This is a genomic window from Paraburkholderia suaedae (genome assembly GCF_040812055.1).
GTDB lineage: Bacteria > Pseudomonadota > Gammaproteobacteria > Burkholderiales > Burkholderiaceae > Paraburkholderia.
Genome location: NZ_JBFOAH010000009.1, coordinates 39067 through 60289, shown reverse-complemented (window position 1 = coordinate 60289; position 21223 = coordinate 39067). Strand labels below are relative to the sequence as shown.

The 21223-nt window shown below is 63.5% G+C and carries 20 protein-coding genes; 1 reads left to right on the top strand and 19 read right to left on the bottom strand.

Going from position 1 to position 21223, the window contains the following annotated elements:
• Positions 1-136: 136 nt before the first annotated feature.
• The 19 genes from ABQJ48_RS14820 to ABQJ48_RS14730 form a co-directional block, all read right to left on the bottom strand.
• Positions 137-946, bottom strand: coding sequence for a glycosyltransferase family 2 protein (locus ABQJ48_RS14820; protein WP_367838761.1), 810 nt, complete (start codon positions 944-946; stop codon positions 137-139).
• A 22-nt stretch (positions 947-968) separates the two neighbouring features.
• Positions 969-1325: a DMT family transporter gene (locus tag ABQJ48_RS14815; protein ID WP_367838760.1), complete on the bottom strand. Its 357-nt coding sequence runs from the start codon at positions 1323-1325 to the stop codon at positions 969-971.
• A complete protein-coding gene (locus ABQJ48_RS14810) occupies positions 1322-2155 on the bottom strand; it encodes a sugar phosphate isomerase/epimerase family protein (RefSeq protein WP_367838759.1) in 834 nt (277 codons plus the stop codon). Before ABQJ48_RS14810 ends, ABQJ48_RS14815 begins: the two co-directional genes overlap by 4 nt.
• On the bottom strand, positions 2152-2946 hold the full coding sequence (locus ABQJ48_RS14805) for an NAD-dependent epimerase/dehydratase family protein (protein ID WP_367838758.1): 795 nt from the start codon (positions 2944-2946) through the stop codon (positions 2152-2154). The genes ABQJ48_RS14810 and ABQJ48_RS14805 overlap by 4 nt, the downstream gene beginning before the upstream one ends.
• Positions 2943-4082 (bottom strand): FAD-dependent oxidoreductase, encoded by a 1140-nt coding sequence (locus ABQJ48_RS14800; protein ID WP_367838757.1) that lies wholly within the window; start codon positions 4080-4082, stop codon positions 2943-2945. Before ABQJ48_RS14800 ends, ABQJ48_RS14805 begins: the two co-directional genes overlap by 4 nt.
• A 20-nt stretch (positions 4083-4102) precedes the next feature.
• On the bottom strand, positions 4103-5116 hold the full coding sequence (locus ABQJ48_RS14795; RefSeq protein WP_367838756.1) for a glycosyltransferase: 1014 nt from the start codon (positions 5114-5116) through the stop codon (positions 4103-4105).
• Between the two features lie 247 nt (positions 5117-5363).
• The gene (locus ABQJ48_RS14790; RefSeq protein WP_367838755.1) at positions 5364-6494 is read right to left on the bottom strand and encodes a glycosyltransferase; all 1131 of its coding nucleotides are present in this window, start codon (positions 6492-6494) and stop codon (positions 5364-5366) included.
• Positions 6491-7738, bottom strand: a complete 1248-nt coding sequence (locus ABQJ48_RS14785; RefSeq protein WP_367838754.1) for a glycosyltransferase — start codon at positions 7736-7738, stop codon at positions 6491-6493. The genes ABQJ48_RS14790 and ABQJ48_RS14785 overlap by 4 nt, the downstream gene beginning before the upstream one ends.
• Positions 7731-8852, bottom strand: coding sequence for a non-hydrolyzing UDP-N-acetylglucosamine 2-epimerase (wecB, locus tag ABQJ48_RS14780; protein ID WP_367838753.1), 1122 nt, complete (start codon positions 8850-8852; stop codon positions 7731-7733). The genes ABQJ48_RS14785 and wecB overlap by 8 nt, the downstream gene beginning before the upstream one ends.
• Positions 8852-10429, bottom strand: coding sequence for a polysaccharide deacetylase family protein (locus ABQJ48_RS14775; protein ID WP_367838752.1), 1578 nt, complete (start codon positions 10427-10429; stop codon positions 8852-8854). Before ABQJ48_RS14775 ends, wecB begins: the two co-directional genes overlap by 1 nt.
• Positions 10426-11808 (bottom strand): phenylacetate--CoA ligase family protein, encoded by a 1383-nt coding sequence (locus ABQJ48_RS14770; RefSeq protein WP_367838751.1) that lies wholly within the window; start codon positions 11806-11808, stop codon positions 10426-10428. Before ABQJ48_RS14770 ends, ABQJ48_RS14775 begins: the two co-directional genes overlap by 4 nt.
• 337 nt (positions 11809-12145) lie before the next feature.
• A complete protein-coding gene (locus tag ABQJ48_RS14765; RefSeq protein ID WP_367838750.1) occupies positions 12146-12922 on the bottom strand; it encodes an ABC transporter ATP-binding protein in 777 nt (258 codons plus the stop codon).
• Between the two features lie 4 nt (positions 12923-12926).
• Positions 12927-13745 (bottom strand): ABC transporter permease, encoded by an 819-nt coding sequence (locus ABQJ48_RS14760; RefSeq protein ID WP_367838749.1) that lies wholly within the window; start codon positions 13743-13745, stop codon positions 12927-12929.
• A gap of 1 nt (position 13746) precedes the next feature.
• Entirely contained in the window at positions 13747-15162 is a 1416-nt protein-coding gene (locus ABQJ48_RS14755; protein WP_367838748.1) for a mannose-1-phosphate guanylyltransferase/mannose-6-phosphate isomerase, read from the bottom strand.
• Positions 15163-15497: 335 nt separating this feature from the next.
• Entirely contained in the window at positions 15498-16424 is a 927-nt protein-coding gene (rfbD, locus tag ABQJ48_RS14750; protein ID WP_367838747.1) for a dTDP-4-dehydrorhamnose reductase, read from the bottom strand.
• Between the two features lie 11 nt (positions 16425-16435).
• Positions 16436-16987 (bottom strand): dTDP-4-dehydrorhamnose 3,5-epimerase, encoded by a 552-nt coding sequence (gene rfbC / locus ABQJ48_RS14745; RefSeq protein WP_367838746.1) that lies wholly within the window; start codon positions 16985-16987, stop codon positions 16436-16438.
• Positions 16972-17865, bottom strand: coding sequence for a glucose-1-phosphate thymidylyltransferase RfbA (rfbA, locus tag ABQJ48_RS14740; protein ID WP_367838745.1), 894 nt, complete (start codon positions 17863-17865; stop codon positions 16972-16974). Before rfbA ends, rfbC begins: the two co-directional genes overlap by 16 nt.
• 10 nt (positions 17866-17875) lie before the next feature.
• Complete coding sequence (rfbB, locus tag ABQJ48_RS14735; RefSeq protein ID WP_367838744.1) at positions 17876-18937, bottom strand: dTDP-glucose 4,6-dehydratase; 1062 nt, start codon at positions 18935-18937, stop codon at positions 17876-17878.
• Positions 18938-19408: 471 nt separating this feature from the next.
• The gene (locus ABQJ48_RS14730; protein WP_367838743.1) at positions 19409-20035 is read right to left on the bottom strand and encodes a GDP-mannose 4,6-dehydratase; all 627 of its coding nucleotides are present in this window, start codon (positions 20033-20035) and stop codon (positions 19409-19411) included.
• Between the two features lie 302 nt (positions 20036-20337).
• On the opposite strand from ABQJ48_RS14730, the gene ABQJ48_RS14725 reads away from it, so the two are divergent.
• Positions 20338-21210: a symmetrical bis(5'-nucleosyl)-tetraphosphatase gene (locus ABQJ48_RS14725; RefSeq protein ID WP_367838742.1), complete on the top strand. Its 873-nt coding sequence runs from the start codon at positions 20338-20340 to the stop codon at positions 21208-21210.
• The last annotated feature ends 13 nt before the right edge of the window (positions 21211-21223 follow it).

Genomic DNA, 21223 nt, shown 5'->3' with positions numbered 1-21223 from the left:
GTACTTTGTAAGCCGGCGCGCTCGGCGCAGGGCGCTCGGTCGATATTTTAACGGTCTCCCGTTGCAGGCTTTGGCAGCGACCTTGTCCTGCGCCCAGAGATTGCGGCAAGGTCAGGTACGCACGCACACCCTCACCTCACGAGGGGTTATAAGCCCCAAAGCACGCCTTGAACAGCACCTGCAACACCGACAGATTGCCCTTCACACTGCTGATCTTCGTGGGCACCTCGCCCTTCGGATAGCGTCGCGTGGTCGCGATTTCGAGGCAGCGATAACCGACCTTCGGTGCGCGATACGACAGGTAGGCCAGCAGCTCGTAGGTATCGAACACGTCCCGGAACGGCGCGACACGCGGATCGAGCAGCAGCTTGCGGCTATAGGCCCGGAAGCCTTGGGTCGTATCCGTCCAGTGAAAGCCGGAAAAGAGACTGAGCATCGGCGCGTGAATCAGCCGGATCGCCAGATCGCGCGATTTCGGCGTGTTTTCCGCAATACCGCCCGACAGATAGCGCGACGCCTGCACGAAATCCACGCCGCGCTTCAATTCCTCGATGAAGCGCGGGATAGCGTCGGGGTCATCCTTATCATTGCCGTCGATCGTGACGATGCCCTCATACCCCTGATCCAGCGCAAACGCGTAAGCGCAGCGCAATTGCGCACTCAGCTTGCCGCGCCCTGTCTTCAGCAGCAGCGTGTGTACGCCCTTGCTTTTCAGGAAGTCGGGATCGAGCGAACCATCGGTACTGCCGCCGTCGACGATGATGACATCCGCCGTGACGGGAATGCCGAGCGCCGCGATCCGTTCAAGCAGATTGCGGATGCGGGCACCTTCGTTGATCACCGGAATCACCACGCACCACGGGTTGCGCAGCTCCGAAGCGAACTGGACCTTGAAAGCGGGGACCTGCCAGGCGGCACGGACGTCTTGGGGTATATCGGGTTTCATCGAGTCTACGATCCTTTTTTTCTCACGCTACTCGGGCCGTGATGAGCGCAACGCCCGCAATGATGAACAAGATCCCCACACCCACGGTCCAGGGGAAAGGTTCACGAAATATCACCACCGACAACATCGCGACGCTTGCAATCGCACCGGCGGTCAGCACCGGTTGAGCCACGTTCAACGGCAGCCGGCTGAGCGCGGCGGCGTAAAGCAGAAACGCCGCGCCATACAGCGCGAGCCCGAGCCAGAACGGCCCATTCTTCAGCGCGCCCATTGGGTCGCTGAGACTGGGGAAACGCCGCGGCGGCATCATCGCGACCTTGACCAGCACGCTTGCGGAAGCATTCGACGCAATGCCCAGCACCAGAATCAGCCACTTCATGCGCAGGCTCCTGCGTCGGAGCGGTAGTATCGGATCGCCTCGACGACGGCACGCCGAACCGCGTCGATAGCCGAGCCGGCTTTCGGCGCGAGCATTTCGATCGATACCACCTGCTCGGGCAGCAGTTCGGTCAACGCTTCGGCCACCGCGCGGTGATTTGTCCCGCCCTCGCCGAGCGTCACGAGATTCGGTTCGCTCGCGTGTACGTGACCGATCAGGTGTGCATATCGAGTCACGACCTCGCGCGCGTTTTCTTCGTTGATCGTCACTGCGCCCGTGTCCAGTTGCATGCGGATCGACGGATGGGCGACGGCGGACACGACCCATGCCGTATCGCCGCTGTTGGTCATGAAATTTGCGCCATAGCACGGTGGATTGGGTTCGAGGCATACGAACACGCCTTGCTCGGCGGCGATGTCGCCCAACTGCCGGAAGAACGTCACCGCGATCTCGTGCGCGGCGGCGTCGGCCATGCCGGTGCGATCGCGATTGCGCGGTGAGCCGAACACGAGACGTTGCGCGCCGAGCCCCGCGCCGATCCGGCACACTGCTCGCAAATGCGCCAGCATCTCGCGCTGCGAGTCAACGGTGCCGAACACGTTCAGCCCGGTCGTGCCGAACAGCAGCGACTGCATGCCGGTGATCTCGATGCCGCGCTCGGCCCACCACCCGCGCACGCGCGCGATGTCGCCTGCATCGGCTGTCTTGAGGTCCGGAAAATATTTGCTGGGCGCGACGTCGATCGCATCGACGCGATGCTCCCGCAGAATGTCCGCGACCTGTTGATCGTCGGCGACGTCCCACGCGATGTTCGAAATGGCGATTCTCATGCGCGCCCCGCCACTTCGCCGGTGGCGTGCAACGGCTCGGATTGCGCATAGGCGCGCACCGCCTGAATGGTTTCGCGCTTGCTGTACTGATACGGACCCGCGGCGCCGAACAGTTCGGCGTGCACGGTGCGAAAATCGTAGCTCGCGGGGTGCGCGACGGCTGCCTGTTCGAACGGTTTGCCGAAGCCGGCTTGCGACAGTTCAGCCACGGTGATCGGCTCGGCGGTCAGATGCACGAGCTTCAACCCGGCGGCCAGAGCAGTCTGGATGTCGTGCCAGAGGTTCACCATCGGATAAAACTGAAACGAACCACGGCTGTCGATTGAGTGGAGATTGTTGTCGTTCAGGAAATCGAAAATGACGTTCTTGCGCAAGCCCGGCCCGACGAGCCCAGGCAGACGCACGATCAGATGGTTGGGAAAATGCGTCTGGACGCATTTTTCCAGCAGGCGCCGATGCAAGCCATAAGCATGCAGGCCCGCTTCGTCCACCGGCGTGTTTTCATCGACGCCGAGCGGATTCTTGAACACGTCGACGGTGCTGATCAGCACAAACGTATCGCATTTCACGGTCGACAGATGATCGATCAACCCTTCGATTTTTTCTCTGTCCGCATCGGGTTGTGCGTTGGCGATCCACTTTTGCGCCGGCGCGCCTGCGCCGACTATGAGACCAAACGACGACCCCCGAATCTGCTCGATGTTGGTCGAGCGGAAATGGGCGTCGAAATGCTTTTGTTTCAGCAGGGTCGATCCCACAAACCCCGTATAGCCAATCAGTGCGTCGTTCATTTGCCTGGTCCCAATACCGTTTGTGTCTGCGAGGTGGAAACGAACGTCTCCGCGTCCAGCTTCTCGAGCACGTCGTAGATGTTGTCGATCTTGCCGCCCAAAATCGAATAGAGTCCGTTCGCCGCGGGGTATTTCTCGAACAGGATGGGGCGGCCATCGTCTCCTTCGTTTTTAACGAGGACCGTCTTCACTTCGAACAGCGATTCGACGTAGCGCGCGTCATAAACCGCGGGAAAGTAGCGCCCCACATCCCGCACCATTCGATCCACGCGACTGTCGCGCTCGTATGCGTTCAACCTCGTGTACGGGTCTTCGCCGGGCGCATCCATCCAGCTCGAATGCGGCGTGTAGCGCACGTGCGAGAGCGTATGCAGGCCGCGGGCCGGAAACGGCATCATCGAAAAAAACGGGCCGTCCATCACGGTCACGCCGAGCCCGCGCAACTGCGGCACCATCTCGACCAGCGCCATCTCGGTGATCTCATGTTTGAGCTTCGTTTGCGTGCCCTGAAAATCGCCGTCGAACTGATTCAGCCCGCTATACGTACAATTGAAGACATACGTCGCATGCAGCTTCGACCGGTTTGCATCGTCGCACTCCAGCAGGAATCCTTCGCGCTGCCGATCAATTCGCTCAACCCGGGTGTTCAGCCTCACTTGAACGCCGAGCTCTTTCAGCTCGCGTCTCGCCCAGTCCGCGAGCCGGGTGGAATCGAATGCGTACTCCTCGACCAGAAACACCTGCTCGATCAGGCGCGGCTCGAACAACTCGCGGATCTGCTGCGGCGCCGGCTCGAGGCTCGCGCCGATCTCGCGGCAAAAGCGCTCGAACTGCCGCGCCGTCACCTTCGAATTGCGTCGCGCGATCGCATAGACCTTGGTGAAGTCGCGCTTCACCACATCGGGAAAATCGTGCACGAAACGCGGCAGGTTGACGCGGCTGCGAAACGCTGTGGTGAAGCTGCGCGGATAGTGATAGCCATTGTGAACGCGCGCCTGGTTGTTGTATGACGCGCGCGCGAGCAAGGCCGGCTCGCGCTCGATCAACGTGACCGTTTTCAGGCCTCGTTGCTTTATCAGATAGATCGCGATCGCCGTTCCGTAGAAGCCGCCGCCGATGACCACAGCATCTTGCATGAGCCAATCTTCCCGTTCGCTCAGGACGAATGCAGCGAGTCGCTTGCGTTCGCGCGATGTTGCTCGGGCAATCTGACGTCTTCGATATTCAGCTTCTCACGACGCGTCATCACGCTGCTCGTGAACTCCTGCGCAACGTGGTACAGAGGACCTTCGTTGCTCAGCCGCGCCATTTGCAGGATGTACTCGCCGAGCACCAGCAGCACGAGCGAGATCAGAAAGAACATGCCGGACTGCTGCAGCGACAGCGTCACCCAGCCCGGCGCGACGTTCGACTTCAGCACACCCACCGCGATCACGTAGATCGAATAGATCAGGTTCGACACCGCGCCGAACAGCGAAAACGCGGTCACGAGCCGCATCGGCGCCTTGGTCGTGGACACGAGCAGGCGGATGCCGCGGTCGATGCTGTTCGACAGACGCTTGGTCTGCGCAGCCTTGGGCGGCGCGCTATAGGTCAGATTCGCGCGCGCGAAACCGCCGGTGGCGGGCAGATAGCGGTAGGTCATCGCGGGCATCGGATGCTGCAGCATGAAATTGATCACGCGTTTGCTGAGCAGCCGGTATTGCGGGGCGTCCTTGGCAAGGTGCACGCCGTTCGACCACTTGTACAACGCGTTGAACGCGCTCAGGCAGGCGCGATAAGCCCAGCTTTGCACCGGCTTTTGCAGGTTCGCGGCGAACACCACATCCGCGCCGCTTGCCGCTTTGTCGAGCATGGTCGGCAGAAAGCGGATGTCATCGATCAACGGGTCGACGACGGCGACGAAATCGCCGAGCGCGTTTTCCAGACCCACCCACGAGGCCGTGTCCGAATCGACTTCCTTGGTCAATGCGTACACCTGCAGATTCGGCAAGCCGGATTCACCCGCAAGCTGCTTGAGCTCGGAGACGCTGTCGTCCTCGGAAGCATTGTCCACGACGATCAGCTCATAGTCGCTGACGAGCGTGCCCATGACCGCGGCCGCATCCTTCAGGATTGCCTGGAGATCCCGCGCCTGGTTGCGCACGACGAATACAACGGATAAAAACACCGGGAAAAACACTGCTTTGCCCCTCAGGAAATGATTCGCCCCAAGCCGAACCGGAGTGTGATGACCCAGCGATTGGCGGCGGCGTCGCCGCTGTGCCCGCTGCGCGCGGTTACGCGCAAATCTCGCTCGAAATCGCCAACAACACCGTTGCCAAGCCGAAAAAAGAGTCCAACTATGCCGTTAGCGGCTATTTACCGCAAGTTCTTTGACGGCGCATACGCGGCACGCACTGGCCGCCAAAGCCGCCTTAGCCTGCCATCACCTCTTCATAAAGCCGACGGTACGCATTGCCCAGCGCCGGCCCCGAAAAGAGCCGTTCATACCGCTGCCGCGCGGCGACGCCCATGCGCGCGGCAAGCGCCTCGTCGCGCACCAGTTCATTGACCGCCGCCGCGAACTGCCCGGGCGACTCGGGCGGCACGACGAAGCCGGTCACGCCATGCTCGTTCACATACGAGGTGCCTGAACCCATCTCGCAGCACACCATCGGCTTGCCGAACATTTCCGCTTCGACGAGCACCATCCCGAACGCTTCGGAGCGCAGGTGCGACGGCATCACCAGCGCGCGGCAGCCGCTTAACAGCGCGACTTTCTCCTCGTGGGGCACCTGCCCCGCGAACACAACGTTCGACGCCCCGACCTGCTTCGCCAGTTCGGTCAGACGCTCCATCTCCGGCCCGGAACCGGCGATCACGACCTTGCACGGGATCGACGGCGCCGCCTCGATCAACGTGTGCAGCCCCTTGTAATACCGCAGCACACCCAGCGCCAGCACGTAGGGCTCCTTACCGAGTTCCAGATGGTCGAGACATTGCGGCGCAAAGCGGCCCAGTTGCGGATCGTCGCGATAGTCGATGATCCCAAGCGGAATCGCCCTCAACCGCTGCCTGTCGACGATGCTGGTCAGCACCGCGCTGCCTTGCGCATAGACGGGCGAGGTCGCCACTACCGCCGACATCGAGCGCAAGGTCGAGCGCATCAACGGCCCATACACATACCCAAGCACGCGCTGCCGCACCACATCCGAGTGATAGGTCATCACCGCGGGCTTCTTCACCCGACCCAGCAGATGCAACACGTCCGCGAACGGCCACGGAAAGTGAAAATGCAGCACGTCCGCCTGTTCGGCCTGCGCGCGATACTGGCGCAGCGCCTCGAAGCCGCCGAGATCGCACGACGCCGGCGCGGCCCACGAGCGCGAGCGCGTGACGACGCCTTCGGGAAACCGGATGTCGCGCGGCACCGGATTGGGCGAGAGCGCGAAAATCCGCGGATCGACGCCGCATGCGCGGGTGGACAGGCTGATCTGCCGGATCGCTTCCTGCAGCCCACCCGGCGGATCCGGGAAATACGTGCGATAGACGTGGAGGACTTTCATGCAGCCGCGTCCAGCGAAGCCGGGCTGCCGTTGCTCGCCACACGCCCGCGGAACGTGATCGCCAGCATCTTGTCGAGCCGCGCTTCCCACGTATTGTCGCCGACCGCCGCGCGCGCTTCGGCGGCGCTCAACTTGCCGCGAGCCAACTGTTTTTCGATGGCTGCAATGAACGCGTCGAGGTCGCCGCCCACTTCCAGACCCGCGCGCGGCTCCTTGGCGAAATCGAGCGGGGTCGACACGACCGGCAGGCCGGCTGCGAGGTATTCGTAGAACTTCATCGGGAACATGGAGCGGGTGTAGTCGTTCAGCAGCGTCGGCAACACGCCGACCTGCATGCCGCGCAAATACTGCGGCAGCGTCCGGTACGGGCGATAACCGAGCAGATGCACGTTCGGCAAGCGCCCGAGTTGCGCGAGCATCTCGCTGCGCTGCCCTTCGCGTTCTTCGCCGATGATCACCCACTGCCAGTGCGGGCGCGCCTGCGCCGTTTGCAACAGCAGCGGAAAGTCGACCTTGAAGTCCGACAGCACGCCGTGATACACGAGCCTCGGCTCGGGGATCGCGGCAAGCTCGGCCGGCACCGGACCTTCGGCGCGCGCTTCGCCGAAGTGCGCGTCGTCCACCACGTTGCCGAAGAAATGCGTGTTGCGGTTGAACGGCAAGCAGGTTTCCTTCAGCGACATCGCGGTCGTGAAGACGGCCTCGCAACGGCCGAGCAGCGCCTGCTGCGCGCTGCGGAACGCCGCTACGTCGACGCCCGGAATCTCCGCGATATCGTCGACGCAGTGATACACGAGCGGGCCACCCCGCAGCGTCCCGATTGCATCCAGCATGTACGGGTGATATGTCCAGACCACCGGCTTACTGAAACGCTGCGAGCGCGCGAAACGGGTGACTGAAAAGCGCAGCAACGCCTGGTTCAGCGCGCGCAGAAACGGCAAGTGATGGCCTGCCGGCACCATCAGCGGCGAGAGCACCCAGACGTTTTCCGCACGTCTGGGCGGCCCGAGCACGAGCGACTGCACGCCGCGCCACAACCGGCGCCACAGCCGCGCCCAGTCGCGGCCGCTGCCGACCTTCGGCGAGCGGAAGCCGACGCTCTCCACATACAGGATGCGCCAGCCGCGCGCGGCCAGGATGTTCGCCGTGTGCTGCTTGTTGGTCCAGTACGGTTCGTCCCAGTCGGCGGTGGAAAACAGCACGCAATCCTGGGCGGCCAACGCGGTGTGCTTGCGCTCAACCAACGAACACCTCGACCGGTCGCCCCTGCAGAGTCGCGACGATCCGCTGCGCGGCCAGCCCGTCGCCATACGGATTCGCGCGGTTGCGCAGCGCGGCGCGCCGCGCCGGATCGTCGAGCCAGCCGCACACCGCGCTTTCGATATCCGCCGCGGCCTGGCCGGCCAGCGTCGCGAAGCCGGCGTCGACGCCTTCGCGGCGTTCGGTGTGGTTGCGCATCACGACCACCGGTACACCGAAAGTAGGCGCTTCTTCCTGAATGCCGCCCGAGTCGCTGACGACAACCGCGCTGCCGCTGATCAGATGCAGGCTCGTCGGATAGTCGACTGGCTCGATCAACGCGAGGTTGGCGATGCCGTCGAGTTCGCGATGCACGGGCGCGCGCACGGACGGATTCAGATGCACCGGAAACACCCAGCGGTAATCGGCATAGCGCTCGCAAAGGTCGCGCAGCACCCGGCAGATGTCCTGCAACACGTCGCCGAAATTCTCGCGACGATGGCACGTAACGAGTACGTGCTGCTGTTGCGCGCCATGCCATTCGGGCAGCGGATCGCGCGGCGGGGTGGCGTCCCAGCTCGCGCGCACCGCGGCGATCGCGTCGACCACCGTATTGCCGGTCACGATGATCTTCTCCGCCGGCACGCCTTCGGCGAGCAAATTGCGGCGCGCGAGTTCAGTGGGCGCGAAGTGCAGCGTGGCGATGCAGCTCAGCAGACTGCGGTTCGCTTCCTCGGGGAACGGACTCGCGAGATCGCCGGTGCGCAGTCCCGCTTCGACGTGGCCCACGCGGATGCCGCGATGAAACGCCGCCAGGCCCGCGCAAAATGCCGTCGTCGTATCGCCTTGCACGATCACCCAGTCGGGACGCTCGTCGTCCAGCGCGCGATCGAGTGCAGCCAGCAGGCGCGAGGACAACGCGTTCAGCGATTGCCCGGGGCTCATCGTGTCGAGCGTGATCTCCGGTTCGATTCCGAAGAACGAGAGCGCCTGCGCGGCCATGTCCTTATGCTGCCCGCTCGCGCATACGATCGTGTCGAATTCGCCGCGCAAGGCTCGCACGACTGGCGCCAGCTTGATCACCTCGGGCCGCGTGCCCATCACCACCATGACTTTCATTACAGTGCTTTCCCCGCCTCGACCTGCATGTGGGCGCCCCGGTACTCGACGCCGAGCGTGAGAGGCGGCCTTTTTTCATTAGATGGCGTGACGACGCGAAACGCGCCCTCGACCTCGACGATCTGTGTGAGCGACCTGAACCGGAGGAAATCGAGCGCAGCCTCTTCGTGCAGGAAGAGCGGCTTGCGCGCCTTGCTTCGGATGTAAGCGATCAACTGTTCGTGCGCGTCGATGCGCGCGGCCTCGTCCTGCCAGCCGTACGCGTAGCGCTCGGAGAACGGGTGATCCAGATAGCCGAACAGTGTGTTGCTCGCGTAGGCGTAGTCGAAGGCCTGCTTGAAGACGGCGAGCGGATCGCCTTCCTTGAGCATGCAGTCGCCGTGCAGCATGCACTGCTGGCTATGGCCGACAAAGCCTGCCGGCAAGCCCGCGAGCGCGCCGCCACGAGCCGTCAGAAACTCCGGATCGTTGCAAATGATGCCGCCGATGCAGCCGTCGTAGCCACCGTCGGCGAGCCCTTGCATCGCATAGGGCGGCGACTGGTGAAACGGCGAGACCGCGTAGCGCACCGGCACGCCCGTCACCGCTTCGAGCAGCTCCGCCGATTGCCGCCCTTCCGCGAGCGCGTGGTCGTAGCTGCCGCCCCAGTTCGGCGCATGCGTGGCCGTGTGCGACAGCACCGCGCCCTGCTGCCGGTCGGCCAGCAATTCGCGAAGAATGCCGTGCTGTTCCACGCGCGTCAGATTCTGCGTGTGGACCGCCAGCGTGAATGGCACGTGCAGGCGCTGGTAGGCTTGCCACAGGGGCCGCGCCGATTCGATGTCCTCGTCGCAATCGAGCCGCGACGTGATCGCCGCGTCGTAACCCCACGGCAGTTCGCTGAGCACCGGCTGGCACGGCAGCGTATCCGGCCGGTGGCCCGAGACGAATTGCTCGACCATGCGCCATTCGAACGAATCGCACGGCCCGCTCGCGCGGTTGAACCACAACACGCTCGAGGCACCCACGTCCCACAGCGCGGCATACGAAAACAGCCGCTCGCCGTTCACTTCGACTGCCGCCAGTTCGGCAACGGCCGGCACCTGAACCGCTTGCCCGACCGACCATATCGAGCCGTCGCAGCGGATCGCGCCATAGCCGAGGTTGTTCCACTCATCCGTGAAGTCGAAGCGCTCGAATGGACGATGCCACGGGTGACCGCCCAGCGTCTGTGCAAGCGCGCCGTAGCGCACCGCCGCCGCGCTTTCGCGCGCTTCGCCCGACGGCGCCGGCGCGCTGCGGCTCGCGGCCGCCAGCCCGGCCGGCAAGTCCGCCGCCTCGTAGCGCAGATAGTCGGCAAGCGCGAGCGGCATGTGGCCGAACACCACGAGCTTGCGCGGCCGCGCGATCAGCCAGGCGATCAGGTCAGCGCTCCAGCCATCGGGTGCGTCGACGGCGACCAGAATGTCCGGCGTGAAGTCGCGCATCGTGCCGCGCGAGACGGCTTGCGCCTGGCTCGCGCTGACCGAGCGCCGCATCGCCGCCAGCACGTACTGGCCGGCTTCGGCTGCCGGGTCGGGAAACAGCACGCCGATCATGCGCTCACCACATGGCGGAACTTGGCCCGGCTGCCGACGCGCACGAAGTCGTCGTGACCGACGTAGGCGATCGTGAACGCGTCCTGCCAGAAGTGACGCAGCTTGGCGCTCGTTTCCTCCGCATTCGCCGACGGTTCGAGCACGATCCGCAACGTCGGCGGCGCGGTGCGCAGGTCGATCTGAAACTCCTGAATCCCGCCGACACGATGGTCCAGCATGTCCTGAATGTGATGGGTCGGGTGCGCAACGCCGTTGATCGGCACGACGTCGTGAATGCGTCCGACCACGTCGGTCAGGAAAAAGCCCTTGTCCGTTTCCTGCACGCGCGCCAGGTCGCCGGTCGCATAGCGGATCAGCGGCATCAGCCTGTTGCGAAAGCCCGTGAACACGAGTTCATGCGCGCCGTCCGGATTGTCTTGCGCCACCCGGCTTTCGGCCCAGCCCTCGGATTCGAGGATCTGGAAACCGCCTTCATGACCGTCCAGCTCGTAGGCCATCACGCCGAGCTCGGCAAGACCATAGCGATCGATCACCCGGCAGCGCAACGCCGACGCGATCATCTGGCGCGCGTGCGGTTCGAGCAGTTCACCGCTCGACTCGAACACCTGAAACGCCTTGCCGCCGCCGTATTTGCGCTGCACATAGCAGGCGAGCGCATACATGGTGGACGGATGCGAGTGCGCGAGATACGGCCTGCGGCGCTTGAGCGTGCGCCACATTTCTTCGAGACCCTGGTCGTCGATGCGGTCGAAGAAGATGTTGCTGCGGTTCATCGCAAAGCACTTGAAGTCTTCGCGCGACGGCCACTGGGGCACCGCCTGATCCGGGAATCGGCACGCGAAGTGCAATTCCGATCGATGGCGCAGCTTGCCGATCCGCTCGCGGCAATAGTTCGTGACCGCCGACGAGTAGTCCGCGCCTTCCTGGTCGTAGTAAATGACGGTGGACAGCCCCGTCGAACCGCCGGTCTTGCACACGTGGTGGCGGCCTGCTTCGAGCGGCGCCGACAACAGGCGCGGCCCCTGCTCGCGGATGATGTCCTTGGTCAGATACGGCAGCTCTTCCAGATAACGCGGGTCCTGCCTGACCTTGGCCGGATCGAACTGCAATGCCTGGAACAGATCGCGGTAATACGGCACCTGCGCACCGGCGAATTCGAGGATGCCGGCCAGACGCTCGATCGCAATGCGGCGTCGATGCGGCATCGGCAGCGAGTAGTGGGCGCGCAGTTCCTGAATCTTCGGACGCACGCTGCGTTTTTCGCGGCTTTCCGCAATCGGATACGCGATGTAGCCACCCGCGAAACCCTTCAGCGTGCGAAACGGTTGACGCACGAGCAGAGATTCGGAGTAGCGCAGAAACGGATGATTAGCTCGCATGAAATTCGAACCTTGTTGCGCCTGTGGCGCGCCTATGTTGCGAGTCGGGGCCGTGCCGCCGATTCGCGCCTTGGGGGTTACGCCTGTCCGGCTTGCGCCGTGCGCGCCGCGACGGATTCGCCCGCGCGCCCGCGCCAGATTGATTGCAGGCCGCAAAGTCTCGCCGGAGAACGGAAAAATCCGCAGCGCGCGGTAGGTGTCGAGCCACGCGCGCCATGTACATGTACGCCGTGGCCGTTCGCCAGTTCGCGCATCGTCTCGTCGTCATCGGGCGATTCGCTTGCGCGCCCTTGTTGCCTGGCAGCGCCCCCGACCGCAACCGCTGCCGCCTGCGATCTCAGTGCGGCAATTGCGCGGCGTGGCTCACGAGCGGCGCATCGCTCTTTTCGGGCGGGCTCACGGGTTCGTCGGCGATCATTCGGCCGTGCTCCATCGAGATCTTGCGGTTGCACACGCGCGCCACCAGCGACGGATCGTGCGACGCCACCACCAGCAACGCTGCCTTGCCGACCAGGCTCTCCAGCCGCTCCGCCGCCTTGATGCTGAACTCCGCGTCGCCGACGCTCAGCCACTCGTCCATGATCAGAATGTCGGCTTCGACACTGGTCGAGATCGCGAACGCGAGACGCAGCATCATCCCGCTCGAGTAAGTCCGCACCGGCAGATTCAGGTAATCGCCCAACTCGCTGAAGTCGGCGATCTCGTCGATCTTGCCACGGATGCGGGCCGGCTTCAGGCCGTCGAGAATACCGCGCAGATAGATGTTCTCGAAGCCGGTGGCGTCGGGGTCCAGACCCATCGACACGTCCAGCAGCGACGCGATCTTGCCCTGCACCCTGAGTTCGCCGCGCACCGGCGCGTAGACGCCCGACAGCGTGCGCAGCAGCGTCGTCTTGCCCGAGCCGTTGTGGCCGATCAAACCGACGCGCTCACCTTCGGTGAAGCTGAAGCTGAGGTCGTCGATCGCCTTGACGATCGCATGGCGGCCAGCATCCTGGCCGATCCGGCCACCGGTCGTAAGATTGAGCACCGCCTTTTTCAGCGAGCGGTGGGAGTTCTCGTAAATCGGGAATTCGACCGAGATGTTACGAGCGACAATCGATGATGAACTCACAATGTCAAAGCCAATAAGGAACGCGATTACGGAAACGTTTCATCAGGAACTGCGCAAACGCAAAGCCGACGATCAACAAGCCGATCGACCAGGCCCACGACTCCCAGTTAGTCGGACGGCCGGTGAGCGGCGCGCGCACCGTTTCGATCATGTGATAGAGCGGGTTGTATTCGGCGACCCACGCGCGGTCCTTCAGGATTTCCGGCGACCACATGACCGGCGTGAAGAAGAACACGACCTGGATCAGGTTGGTGACGATCGGCGGAATGTCGCGAAAGCGCGCGCACAGCACGCCGAGCGTCACACCGAGCCACACGCCGTGCAGCAGCAGGATCAGCAGTGCGAACGGCACCAGCAGGAATTCCCAGCCGGGCCAATGGCCGAACATCAACAGCAGCACCACGACCACCGGCAGACTGTGCAGCAGGATCACGAAGTTGCGCCACGCGATCCGGCATACGTGGACGGTAAGCGGCAAACGGATCTGTTTGATCAGATACGCGGCGCCGATAAAGGCCATGCAGCCTTCGTTCGCGACCGACGCGAGATAGGCCCAGACCACCAGACCCACTGCGAGATACGGCAGATAGTCGGAGATTTCCTGATGCAGCAGCGTGGAGTACAGCGCGCCGAGCACCACCACCATGATGATCGTGCTCAGCGTGAACCAGAACGGCCCAAGCACCGAACGGCGATAGCGCTGCCGGATGTCGTGCCAGCCGAGCGTGCCCCAGACCCGCACCGATCTCATGCCGACGATCAGGTCGTCGCTCTCGTTATGGCGCGTCAGGTCTTCGGTGTCATTGGTGAAGCTGATATCCATCTCAGGTGCGTCCGTAAATGTCTTCAAACCGAACGATGTCGTCTTCGCCCAGATATTCGCCGCTCTGCACTTCGATCATAACGAGCTCGATCACGCCCGGATTTTCGAGGCGATGTTTGTGACCCGCCGGAATATAGGTCGACTCGTTGGTCGACACGAAGAAGTCCCGCTCGCCGTTGACGACCTTGGCCATGCCGCTCACCACCACCCAGTGTTCGTTGCGGTGGTGATGCATCTGCAAGCTGAGGCTTTGGCCAGGCTTCACCACGATGCGCTTGATCTTGAAACGCGAGCCTTCTTCGAGCACCGAGTAGGTGCCCCAAGGCCGATGCACCGTGCGATGCACCTTGTAGGTTTCATGGCCGCGCGCCTTGAGCTCGGCGAAGATCTGCTTCACGTCCTGCGCGCGGTCTTTGTGCGCGACGAGCAGCGCGTCGGGCGTGTCGATCACGATCAGATTCTCGACGCCCACCGCGCCGATCAGCCGGCCGCTTGCGCGCACATAGCAGTCCTTCACGTCCAGCAGCAACGCTTCGCCTTCCACCCGATTGCCGCTCGCGTCGGCCGGCGACAGATCGCTCAGCGCGGTCCACGAACCGACGTCGGTCCAGCCGATATCGCAACGCACCACCGCCGCGTGTTCGCACTTCTCCATCACCGCGTAATCGAACGAATCTTCCGGCACCGCGCCGAAACAGCCCGGTTCGAGCCGCACCTGTGCGCCGTCTTTGCCGGCGGCAGACGGCGACTTTTCGATGCACTCGGCTGCCGTGCTGAGAATCTCCGGGCAATGCAGCTGCATCTCTTTGAGGATCGTGCCCGCGGTGAAGCAGAACATGCCCGAATTCCACACGAACTTGCCCGACGCAAGGTACTCGCGCGCCTTCTCGAGCGACGGTTTCTCGACGAAGCGCACCACCTTGTCGCCATCGGCCTCGATGTAGCCATAGCCGGTTTCAGGCGTCTGCGGCTGCACCCCGAAAGTCACCACCTTGCCCGCCTGCGCAAGCTTTTGCGCTTCGGCCACCGCGACCGCGAAAGCTTGCTGGTTCGCGATCAGATGATCGGCGGCGAGCACCAGCATGACGGTGTGCTCGCCGTGCGCCTTGGCCGTATGCAAGGCCGCCGTGGCCACCGCCGCCGCCGTGTTGCGGCCGAACGGCTCGAGAATGAACGAAGTGGCACAGCCCTTCGTGTTCACCTCGCGGAAATCGTCTTCAGTTTTGAAGAACAGATCGCGATTGGTCACCGTCAGCACTTCTTTCACGCCGGGCAGCGCCACCGCGCGCAAGAAGGCTTTCTGCAGCAGGCTTTCGCCGTCCGCCAGACGGATGAACGGCTTGGGGTGAGACTCGCGCGACACGGGCCATAGCCTCGACCCCGCTCCGCCACATAGGATGATCGGTAACAAACTCACAGAGCCCTCTCAGTACCGTATTTATTACGCGTCGCACTAACCGTGGGTATGGTCAGCACAACCGATTGATCTCAGCAGGGTGATGACCTGCGCCCCGCGACTGTGCCCGACGCTTCATGCGGCGCACCCGGTGTCGGCCGGATTGAAGGGCCGGCCCGAGTCTGCGCTGCCGCCCGACATTCTACCCCTGCCCTCTTTCACTGACGACGCACTGGGCAGCCGACGCAGCATGGCTGCGTGAGCAGCCAGAGGCCACAACATCGCGCTGCCTCGCAAAAGACGCCAGTTGCAAAGGCCCGGTTCGAAGCCGTTGCGAAGCCGCTTCAGGCCGCGCGTCAGGAACGGGCAGCGGGCGACTTCGGAAAGCCGTCCGTCAGACACAGTTTCAACGCATCGCGCCAATGCGGCGCGGCCAGCCCGAATACGCGCGCAAGCTTTTCGTTCGACATCCTCGAATTGGCCGGACGCTTTGCCGGCGTCGGATAGTCGGCGGCGGGAATCGGCAGCGTGTTCGGCTTGTTGGGCAAATCCGCCAGTTCGAAGATAGCCGACGCGAAGCCATGCCACGAAGTGGCGTCACCGGCGCACAGGTGATAGACACCCGAGCGCTCGCTCCACCACTTCGCGCTGTCTTCGGCGGCGAACGCCTGCGCGGCCAGATGGGCGCTCAGCGTGGCGATGGTGTTGCACCACGTGGGCGCGCCGAACTGGTCCGCGACGACCTTCAGCTCAGGCCGCTCGGCGCCGAGCCGTAACATGGTGAGCAGAAAATTCTTGCCACGCGTGCCGTACACCCAGCTCGTGCGCAACACGAGATGGTTCGCGCCGCTCGCCGCGATGGCCTGCTCGCCGGCGAGCTTGCTGCGCCCATATGCGTTTTGCGGATCGGTCGGGTCGTCCTCGACGTACGCGCCGTCCTTCTCGCCGTTGAACACGTAGTCGGTCGAATAATGGATCAGTGCCGCGCCCAGCTTCTTCGCTTCTTCAGCGAGCACGCCCGGCGCTTCGCCATTGATGCGCATTGCGAGATCGAGCTCTTGTTCGGCCTTGTCGACCGCCGTGTAGGCCGCCGGATTGACGATCAGCGCGGGCTGCACGTCGCGCACCACAGCGCGGATCTGATCGGCATTCGACAGGTCGAGCGCGGCGCGGTCCACCGCGACGACATTGCCCAGCCCCTGGAGCGTGCGCGCCAGCTCGTAGCCCACCTGGCCGTTCACACCGGTGACGAGAATGGTCCGTCTGGCATTGTGTGCGCTCATCCGGCCACTCCTTACGCGTAGACTTCGGCGTCGGCAAGACGCTTGCCCGCCGCATCTTTCGCCGCGAGCTGCGGTTCGAAGTCGATCGGCCATTCAATGCCGATCGCCGGGTCGTTCCAGACGATGCTGCGCTCGTGTTCGGGGAACCAGTAGTCGGTGGTCTTGTAGAGGAACTGCGCCGACTCGGACAGCACCACGAAACCGTGCGCGAAACCGGGCGGCACCCACAGTTGCCGATGGTTCTCCAGCGACAGCGTTACGCCCACCCACTTGCCGAAATTCGGCGAGCTCTTGCGGATGTCGACGGCCACGTCGAATACTTCGCCTTCGACCACGCGCACCAGCTTGCCCTGCGCATGCTGGATCTGATAGTGCAGGCCGCGCAACACACCCTTCGCAGAACGCGAGTGGTTGTCCTGCACGAACTCGACGTTCGGCTCGACCTTCTCGCCGAATTCCACTGCATTGAAGCTCTCGAAGAAAAAACCGCGCGAGTCGCCGAACACCTTCGGCTCGATGATCTTGACTTCGGGCAGCGCGGTAGCGGTTACCTGGATGGCCATGCGACGTGATCCGTGAGAATGTTTTGCAGATACTGCCCGTAGGCATTCTTGGCGAGCGGCTTGGCGAGCGCCAGCAGCTGCTCGGCGCCGATCCAGTTGCGCCGGTACGCGATCTCTTCAGGACACGCGACCACCAGACCCTGGCGCTTTTGCAGCGTCGCGATGAAGGTCGCCGCTTCGATCAGCGAGTCGTGCGTGCCGGTGTCGAGCCACGCATAGCCGCGGCCCATGATCTCGACATTGAGCGCGGCATTGGCGAGATAGCGCGAGTTGACGTCGGTGATCTCGAGCTCTCCGCGCGGCGACGGCTCGATCTCCGCGGCGATATCGCAGACCTGGCGGTCGTAGAAGTACAAGCCGGTGACCGCGTAGTTCGAGCGCGGCGTGGCAGGCTTCTCCTCGATCGACAACGCGCGGAACTGCTCGTCGAACTCGACCACCCCGTAGCGCTCCGGATCCTGCACGTGATACGCGAACACGGTCGCGCCGTCGGTCTGATGATTGGCGCGTTCGAGCTGCTTTGCCAGATCGTGCCCGTAGAAGATGTTGTCGCCGAGGATCAGCGCGGACGGATCATTGCCCACGAAATAACGGCCGATGATAAACGCCTGCGCGAGTCCGTCCGGTGACGGCTGCACCGCGTACTGGATGTTCATCCCCCACTGACTGCCGTCGCCGAGCATCGCTTCGAAGCGCGGCGTGTCTTGCGGCGTGGAGATGATCAGCACGTCGCGAATGCCCGCCACCATCAGCGTGGACAGCGGGTAGTAGATCATCGGTTTGTCGTAGACCGGCAGAAGCTGCTTGGAGACGACATGCGTGATCGGATACAGGCGCGTGCCCGATCCACCCGCGAGAATAATGCCTTTGCGCGCCATTGCCGTGCCTTTACGCGCGCTGCGCGTAGTTGGTCTCGACCCACTTCCGATAGTCGCCCGAGGCGACTTCGTCGGACCAGGCCTGATTGTCCAGATACCATTGGACCGTCTTCGCGAGACCTGTCTCGAACGTCTCCGCCGGTTTCCAGCCGAGTTCGCGTTCGAGCTTGCGCGCGTCGATCGCGTAACGGCGGTCGTGGCCGGGACGATCCTTCACATACGTGATCTGGTCGCGATACGACGCGCCCGCCTTCGGGCGCATTTGATCGAGCAGGTCGCACAGCGTGTGCACCACGTCGAGATTCTTCTTCTCGTTCCAGCCGCCCACGTTATACGTTTCGCCGGGCGTGCCGCGCGCGAGCACTTCGCGAATCGCGGTGCAGTGGTCACCCACGTACAGCCAGTCGCGCACGTTCTGGCCGTCGCCGTAGACGGGCAGCGGCTTGCCGGCGAGCGCGTTGGCGATCATCAGCGGAATCAGCTTTTCGGGGAACTGGTACGGGCCGTAGTTGTTCGAGCAATTGGTTGTCAGCACCGGCAGGCCATACGTGTGATGGTAGGCGCGCACGAGGTGATCCGAGCCCGCCTTGGTCGCCGAGTAAGGACTGTTCGGCGCATACGGAGTGGTTTCGGAGAACTGCGGATCGGTAGCGGACAGCGAGCCGAATACTTCGTCGGTCGACACATGCAAAAAACGGAACGCGGCTCGCTCGGCGGCGCCGAGCATGTTCCAGTAAGCGCGGGCGGCTTCGAGCAACGTGAAGGTGCCGACCACGTTGGTTTGCACGAAATCGGCCGGGCCGTGAATCGAGCGGTCGACGTGGCTCTCGGCGGCGAAATGCAGAACGGCACGCGGCTTGTGCTCGGCGAACAGCGTGTCGAGCGCGGCGCGATCGCAGATGTCCGCGCGCACGAACACGTGCCTGGGATTGCCCTGTTGCGACTTCAGCGTCCGAAGATTGCCTGCGTACGTCAGCTTATCGACGTTGAGCACCGCTTCGTCGGAGGCATTGAGCCAGTCAAGCACGAAATTGGCGCCGATAAAACCGGCGCCGCCCGTTACCAGAATCATGAAATTCCCTTCTAGAGTTTGTGGCAGTCGGAAGCGGTTCGCCGACTTGCTCACCCCGCGTGGTCGTTCCCGATTCTGCCGCGGCCCGATGCCAGCGCTTGTACGCAAGCGGACGCTCGGACGCTAATCTTATGACGCCCCGATTATAAAGCGGCCCGCAGCAAAAACTAGAACCTTCACAACTTGAAACAGCTTGACAGTTTGCTTTCCATTGACTGCTTAAGGCCCGCGTTCGTGCTGGCGGTATGCAACGCAAACCGCGTACGGCACATCACCGCGGATGTTGCGCGCCTCATGCGCTTAGCATCCAGCGCAAGGTATCGATGAACGGGAACGACTCGACCTGCGGCACAGTGAGCGCAATGTAGCGGGCGAGCCGGCAGCATCTTCATGTCGGTCTGGCGGATAAATGCTGGATTGACGCGGACTTCGAGTTCATGCCCGGTCAGGTCGCTGGCGGCTGTCAGAATGTCACGCAATGTGAACTGGCGTCCCGGTGCAGATATTGACGATCTGGCCCGCGACATCCGACTCGAGCAGCGCCTGGTAAGCGTTCGCGACATAGCGCACGGCGGAGAAGGCGCGCGCCACATCGAGGTTGCCGAGTTCGATCGACGGTTCGCGCCGCGCGAAATGCCCGACGATTTTCGGCACGAGGATGTTCGGCGCCTGACCGCGGCCGGGGTAGTTGAACGGCCGCACGATCAGGATCGGCAAGCGGTCAAACCAGGTGAGCACGAGCGCTGCCATCGCCGCCTTGCTCGCAGCGTAGTGATTGACCGGTGTAAGCGCGAAGCTCTCGTCGATCGCTTCACTCGCGACGTTGCCGGAGACGTTCGCGCTGCTCGCGATCAACAGCTTGCGCGGCGTACGGCCGACGGCCGTGCACGCTTCGAGCAGATTCGGCGTGCCGATCGCGTTGACGCGGTAGAAGTCGAGCGGCGCGCCGTGGCCCACGAAGCTGATCGCGGCGAGGTGGACGATGTAGTCCGGCCACGCGAGTTCGATGACGCGCCGGCAGGCATGCGGCGAAGTGATGTCGAGCCTGAGCCGCGTCGGCGTTTCTGGCTCGTCCTGGCCAGCGGTGGTTGCGATCACGGTATGGCCGCAGCCGAGCAGCTTTTCGACCAGATAACGGCCGGTGAAACCGCTGGCGCCGTGACGAGCGTGAGGATCGGTTACGTTGCCTGAAAAGACGACATGCGTTCTTCGTTCACGAGGCCCATTCTGTTGTGTCGCAATATCGCGCGACGCCCAAGTGGTTCGCGTGCGGCGCCGGAGCGCGCACTGCGCGATGTCACCGCTGCAAACCGGCTATTATGTCACGCTAGCATGCTGCACCGCTCCAGCGGGGCAGGCCTCGTGCGCCACCGCGAGCATCGAACCGCACCGACTCCCTGATGACACCCTCCACTTCTACCCGCCAAGCCTCGGGCTTGCCCCCGCTTGCGTTCGGCGATCTGCAAGGCTGCCGCAAGCCGTTCCGGCAACTTCTCGCCAAGGCCGCGCCGCCGGCCGGCACGCCGCTATGGTTCGCCGGCGACCTGATCAACCGGGGCACTGAATCGCTTCAGACCTTGCGCGATGTGATCGCGCTCGGCGAGCGTGCGGTGCCGGTGCTCGGCAATCACGATCTGCATTTGCTGTCGGTGTCGGCGGGAATTCGCAAAGCGAAGAAAGGCGACACCATCGAGGACATCCTCGCCGCGCCCGACGCCGCCGACCTGCTCGACTGGATCCGCCACCGTCCGCTCGCGCACGTCGACAACGGGATGCTGATGGTGCACGCGGGCGTGCTGCCGCAGTGGGACGTGAATCTGACGATGGAACTCGCCGAGGAATTGCAGCGTGCGCTGCGCGCGCCGAACTGGAAGGAGACCCTCGCCGGCTTATACGGCAATGAGCCTAATCGATGGAAGCCAAATCTGAAGGGTATCGACCGTTTGCGTCTGACGTGCAGCGCGCTCACGCGCATCCGTTTCTGCAATGCCGAAGGCGCAATGGATTTCAGCAGCAGCGGCACGCTGAACTCCGCGCCGCCGGGCTGCATGCCGTGGTTCGACGTGCCGTCGCGCAAGACCGCGGACGTGACGGTGGTGTTCGGTCATTGGGCCGCGCTCGGCTTGATGATGCGCGACAACCTGATCGGACTCGACTCGGGCTGCGTGTGGGGCGCGCAACTGTCGGCCGTGCGGCTTGCGCAAGATCCCGCGGAACGCACGCTGACGCAGGTCGATTGCGGGTCCTGCCGTGAGCCGGCCGTCGCCGACTAGATAGACGATTCAG

Bases quoted from the DNA above. Each gene is read 5' to 3' on its own strand.
- ABQJ48_RS14820 (WP_367838761.1), bottom strand. From the start codon at position 946: ATGAAACCCGATATACCCCAAGACGTCCGTGCCGCCTGGCAGGTCCCC.
- ABQJ48_RS14815 (WP_367838760.1), bottom strand. From the start codon at position 1,325: ATGAAGTGGCTGATTCTGGTGCTGGGCATTGCGTCGAATGCTTCCGCA.
- ABQJ48_RS14810 (WP_367838759.1), bottom strand. From the start codon at position 2,155: ATGAGAATCGCCATTTCGAACATCGCGTGGGACGTCGCCGACGATCAA.
- ABQJ48_RS14805 (WP_367838758.1), bottom strand. From the start codon at position 2,946: ATGAACGACGCACTGATTGGCTATACGGGGTTTGTGGGATCGACCCTG.
- ABQJ48_RS14800 (WP_367838757.1), bottom strand. From the start codon at position 4,082: ATGCAAGATGCTGTGGTCATCGGCGGCGGCTTCTACGGAACGGCGATC.
- ABQJ48_RS14790 (WP_367838755.1), bottom strand. From the start codon at position 6,494: ATGAAAGTCCTCCACGTCTATCGCACGTATTTCCCGGATCCGCCGGGT.
- wecB (WP_367838753.1), bottom strand. From the start codon at position 8,852: ATGAAAGTCATGGTGGTGATGGGCACGCGGCCCGAGGTGATCAAGCTG.
- ABQJ48_RS14775 (WP_367838752.1), bottom strand. From the start codon at position 10,429: ATGATCGGCGTGCTGTTTCCCGACCCGGCAGCCGAAGCCGGCCAGTAC.
- ABQJ48_RS14770 (WP_367838751.1), bottom strand. From the start codon at position 11,808: ATGCGAGCTAATCATCCGTTTCTGCGCTACTCCGAATCTCTGCTCGTG.
- ABQJ48_RS14760 (WP_367838749.1), bottom strand. From the start codon at position 13,745: ATGGATATCAGCTTCACCAATGACACCGAAGACCTGACGCGCCATAAC.
- rfbD (WP_367838747.1), bottom strand. From the start codon at position 16,424: ATGAGCGCACACAATGCCAGACGGACCATTCTCGTCACCGGTGTGAAC.
- rfbC (WP_367838746.1), bottom strand. From the start codon at position 16,987: ATGGCCATCCAGGTAACCGCTACCGCGCTGCCCGAAGTCAAGATCATC.
- rfbA (WP_367838745.1), bottom strand. From the start codon at position 17,865: ATGGCGCGCAAAGGCATTATTCTCGCGGGTGGATCGGGCACGCGCCTG.
- rfbB (WP_367838744.1), bottom strand. From the start codon at position 18,937: ATGATTCTGGTAACGGGCGGCGCCGGTTTTATCGGCGCCAATTTCGTG.
- ABQJ48_RS14725 (WP_367838742.1), top strand. From the start codon at position 20,338: ATGACACCCTCCACTTCTACCCGCCAAGCCTCGGGCTTGCCCCCGCTT.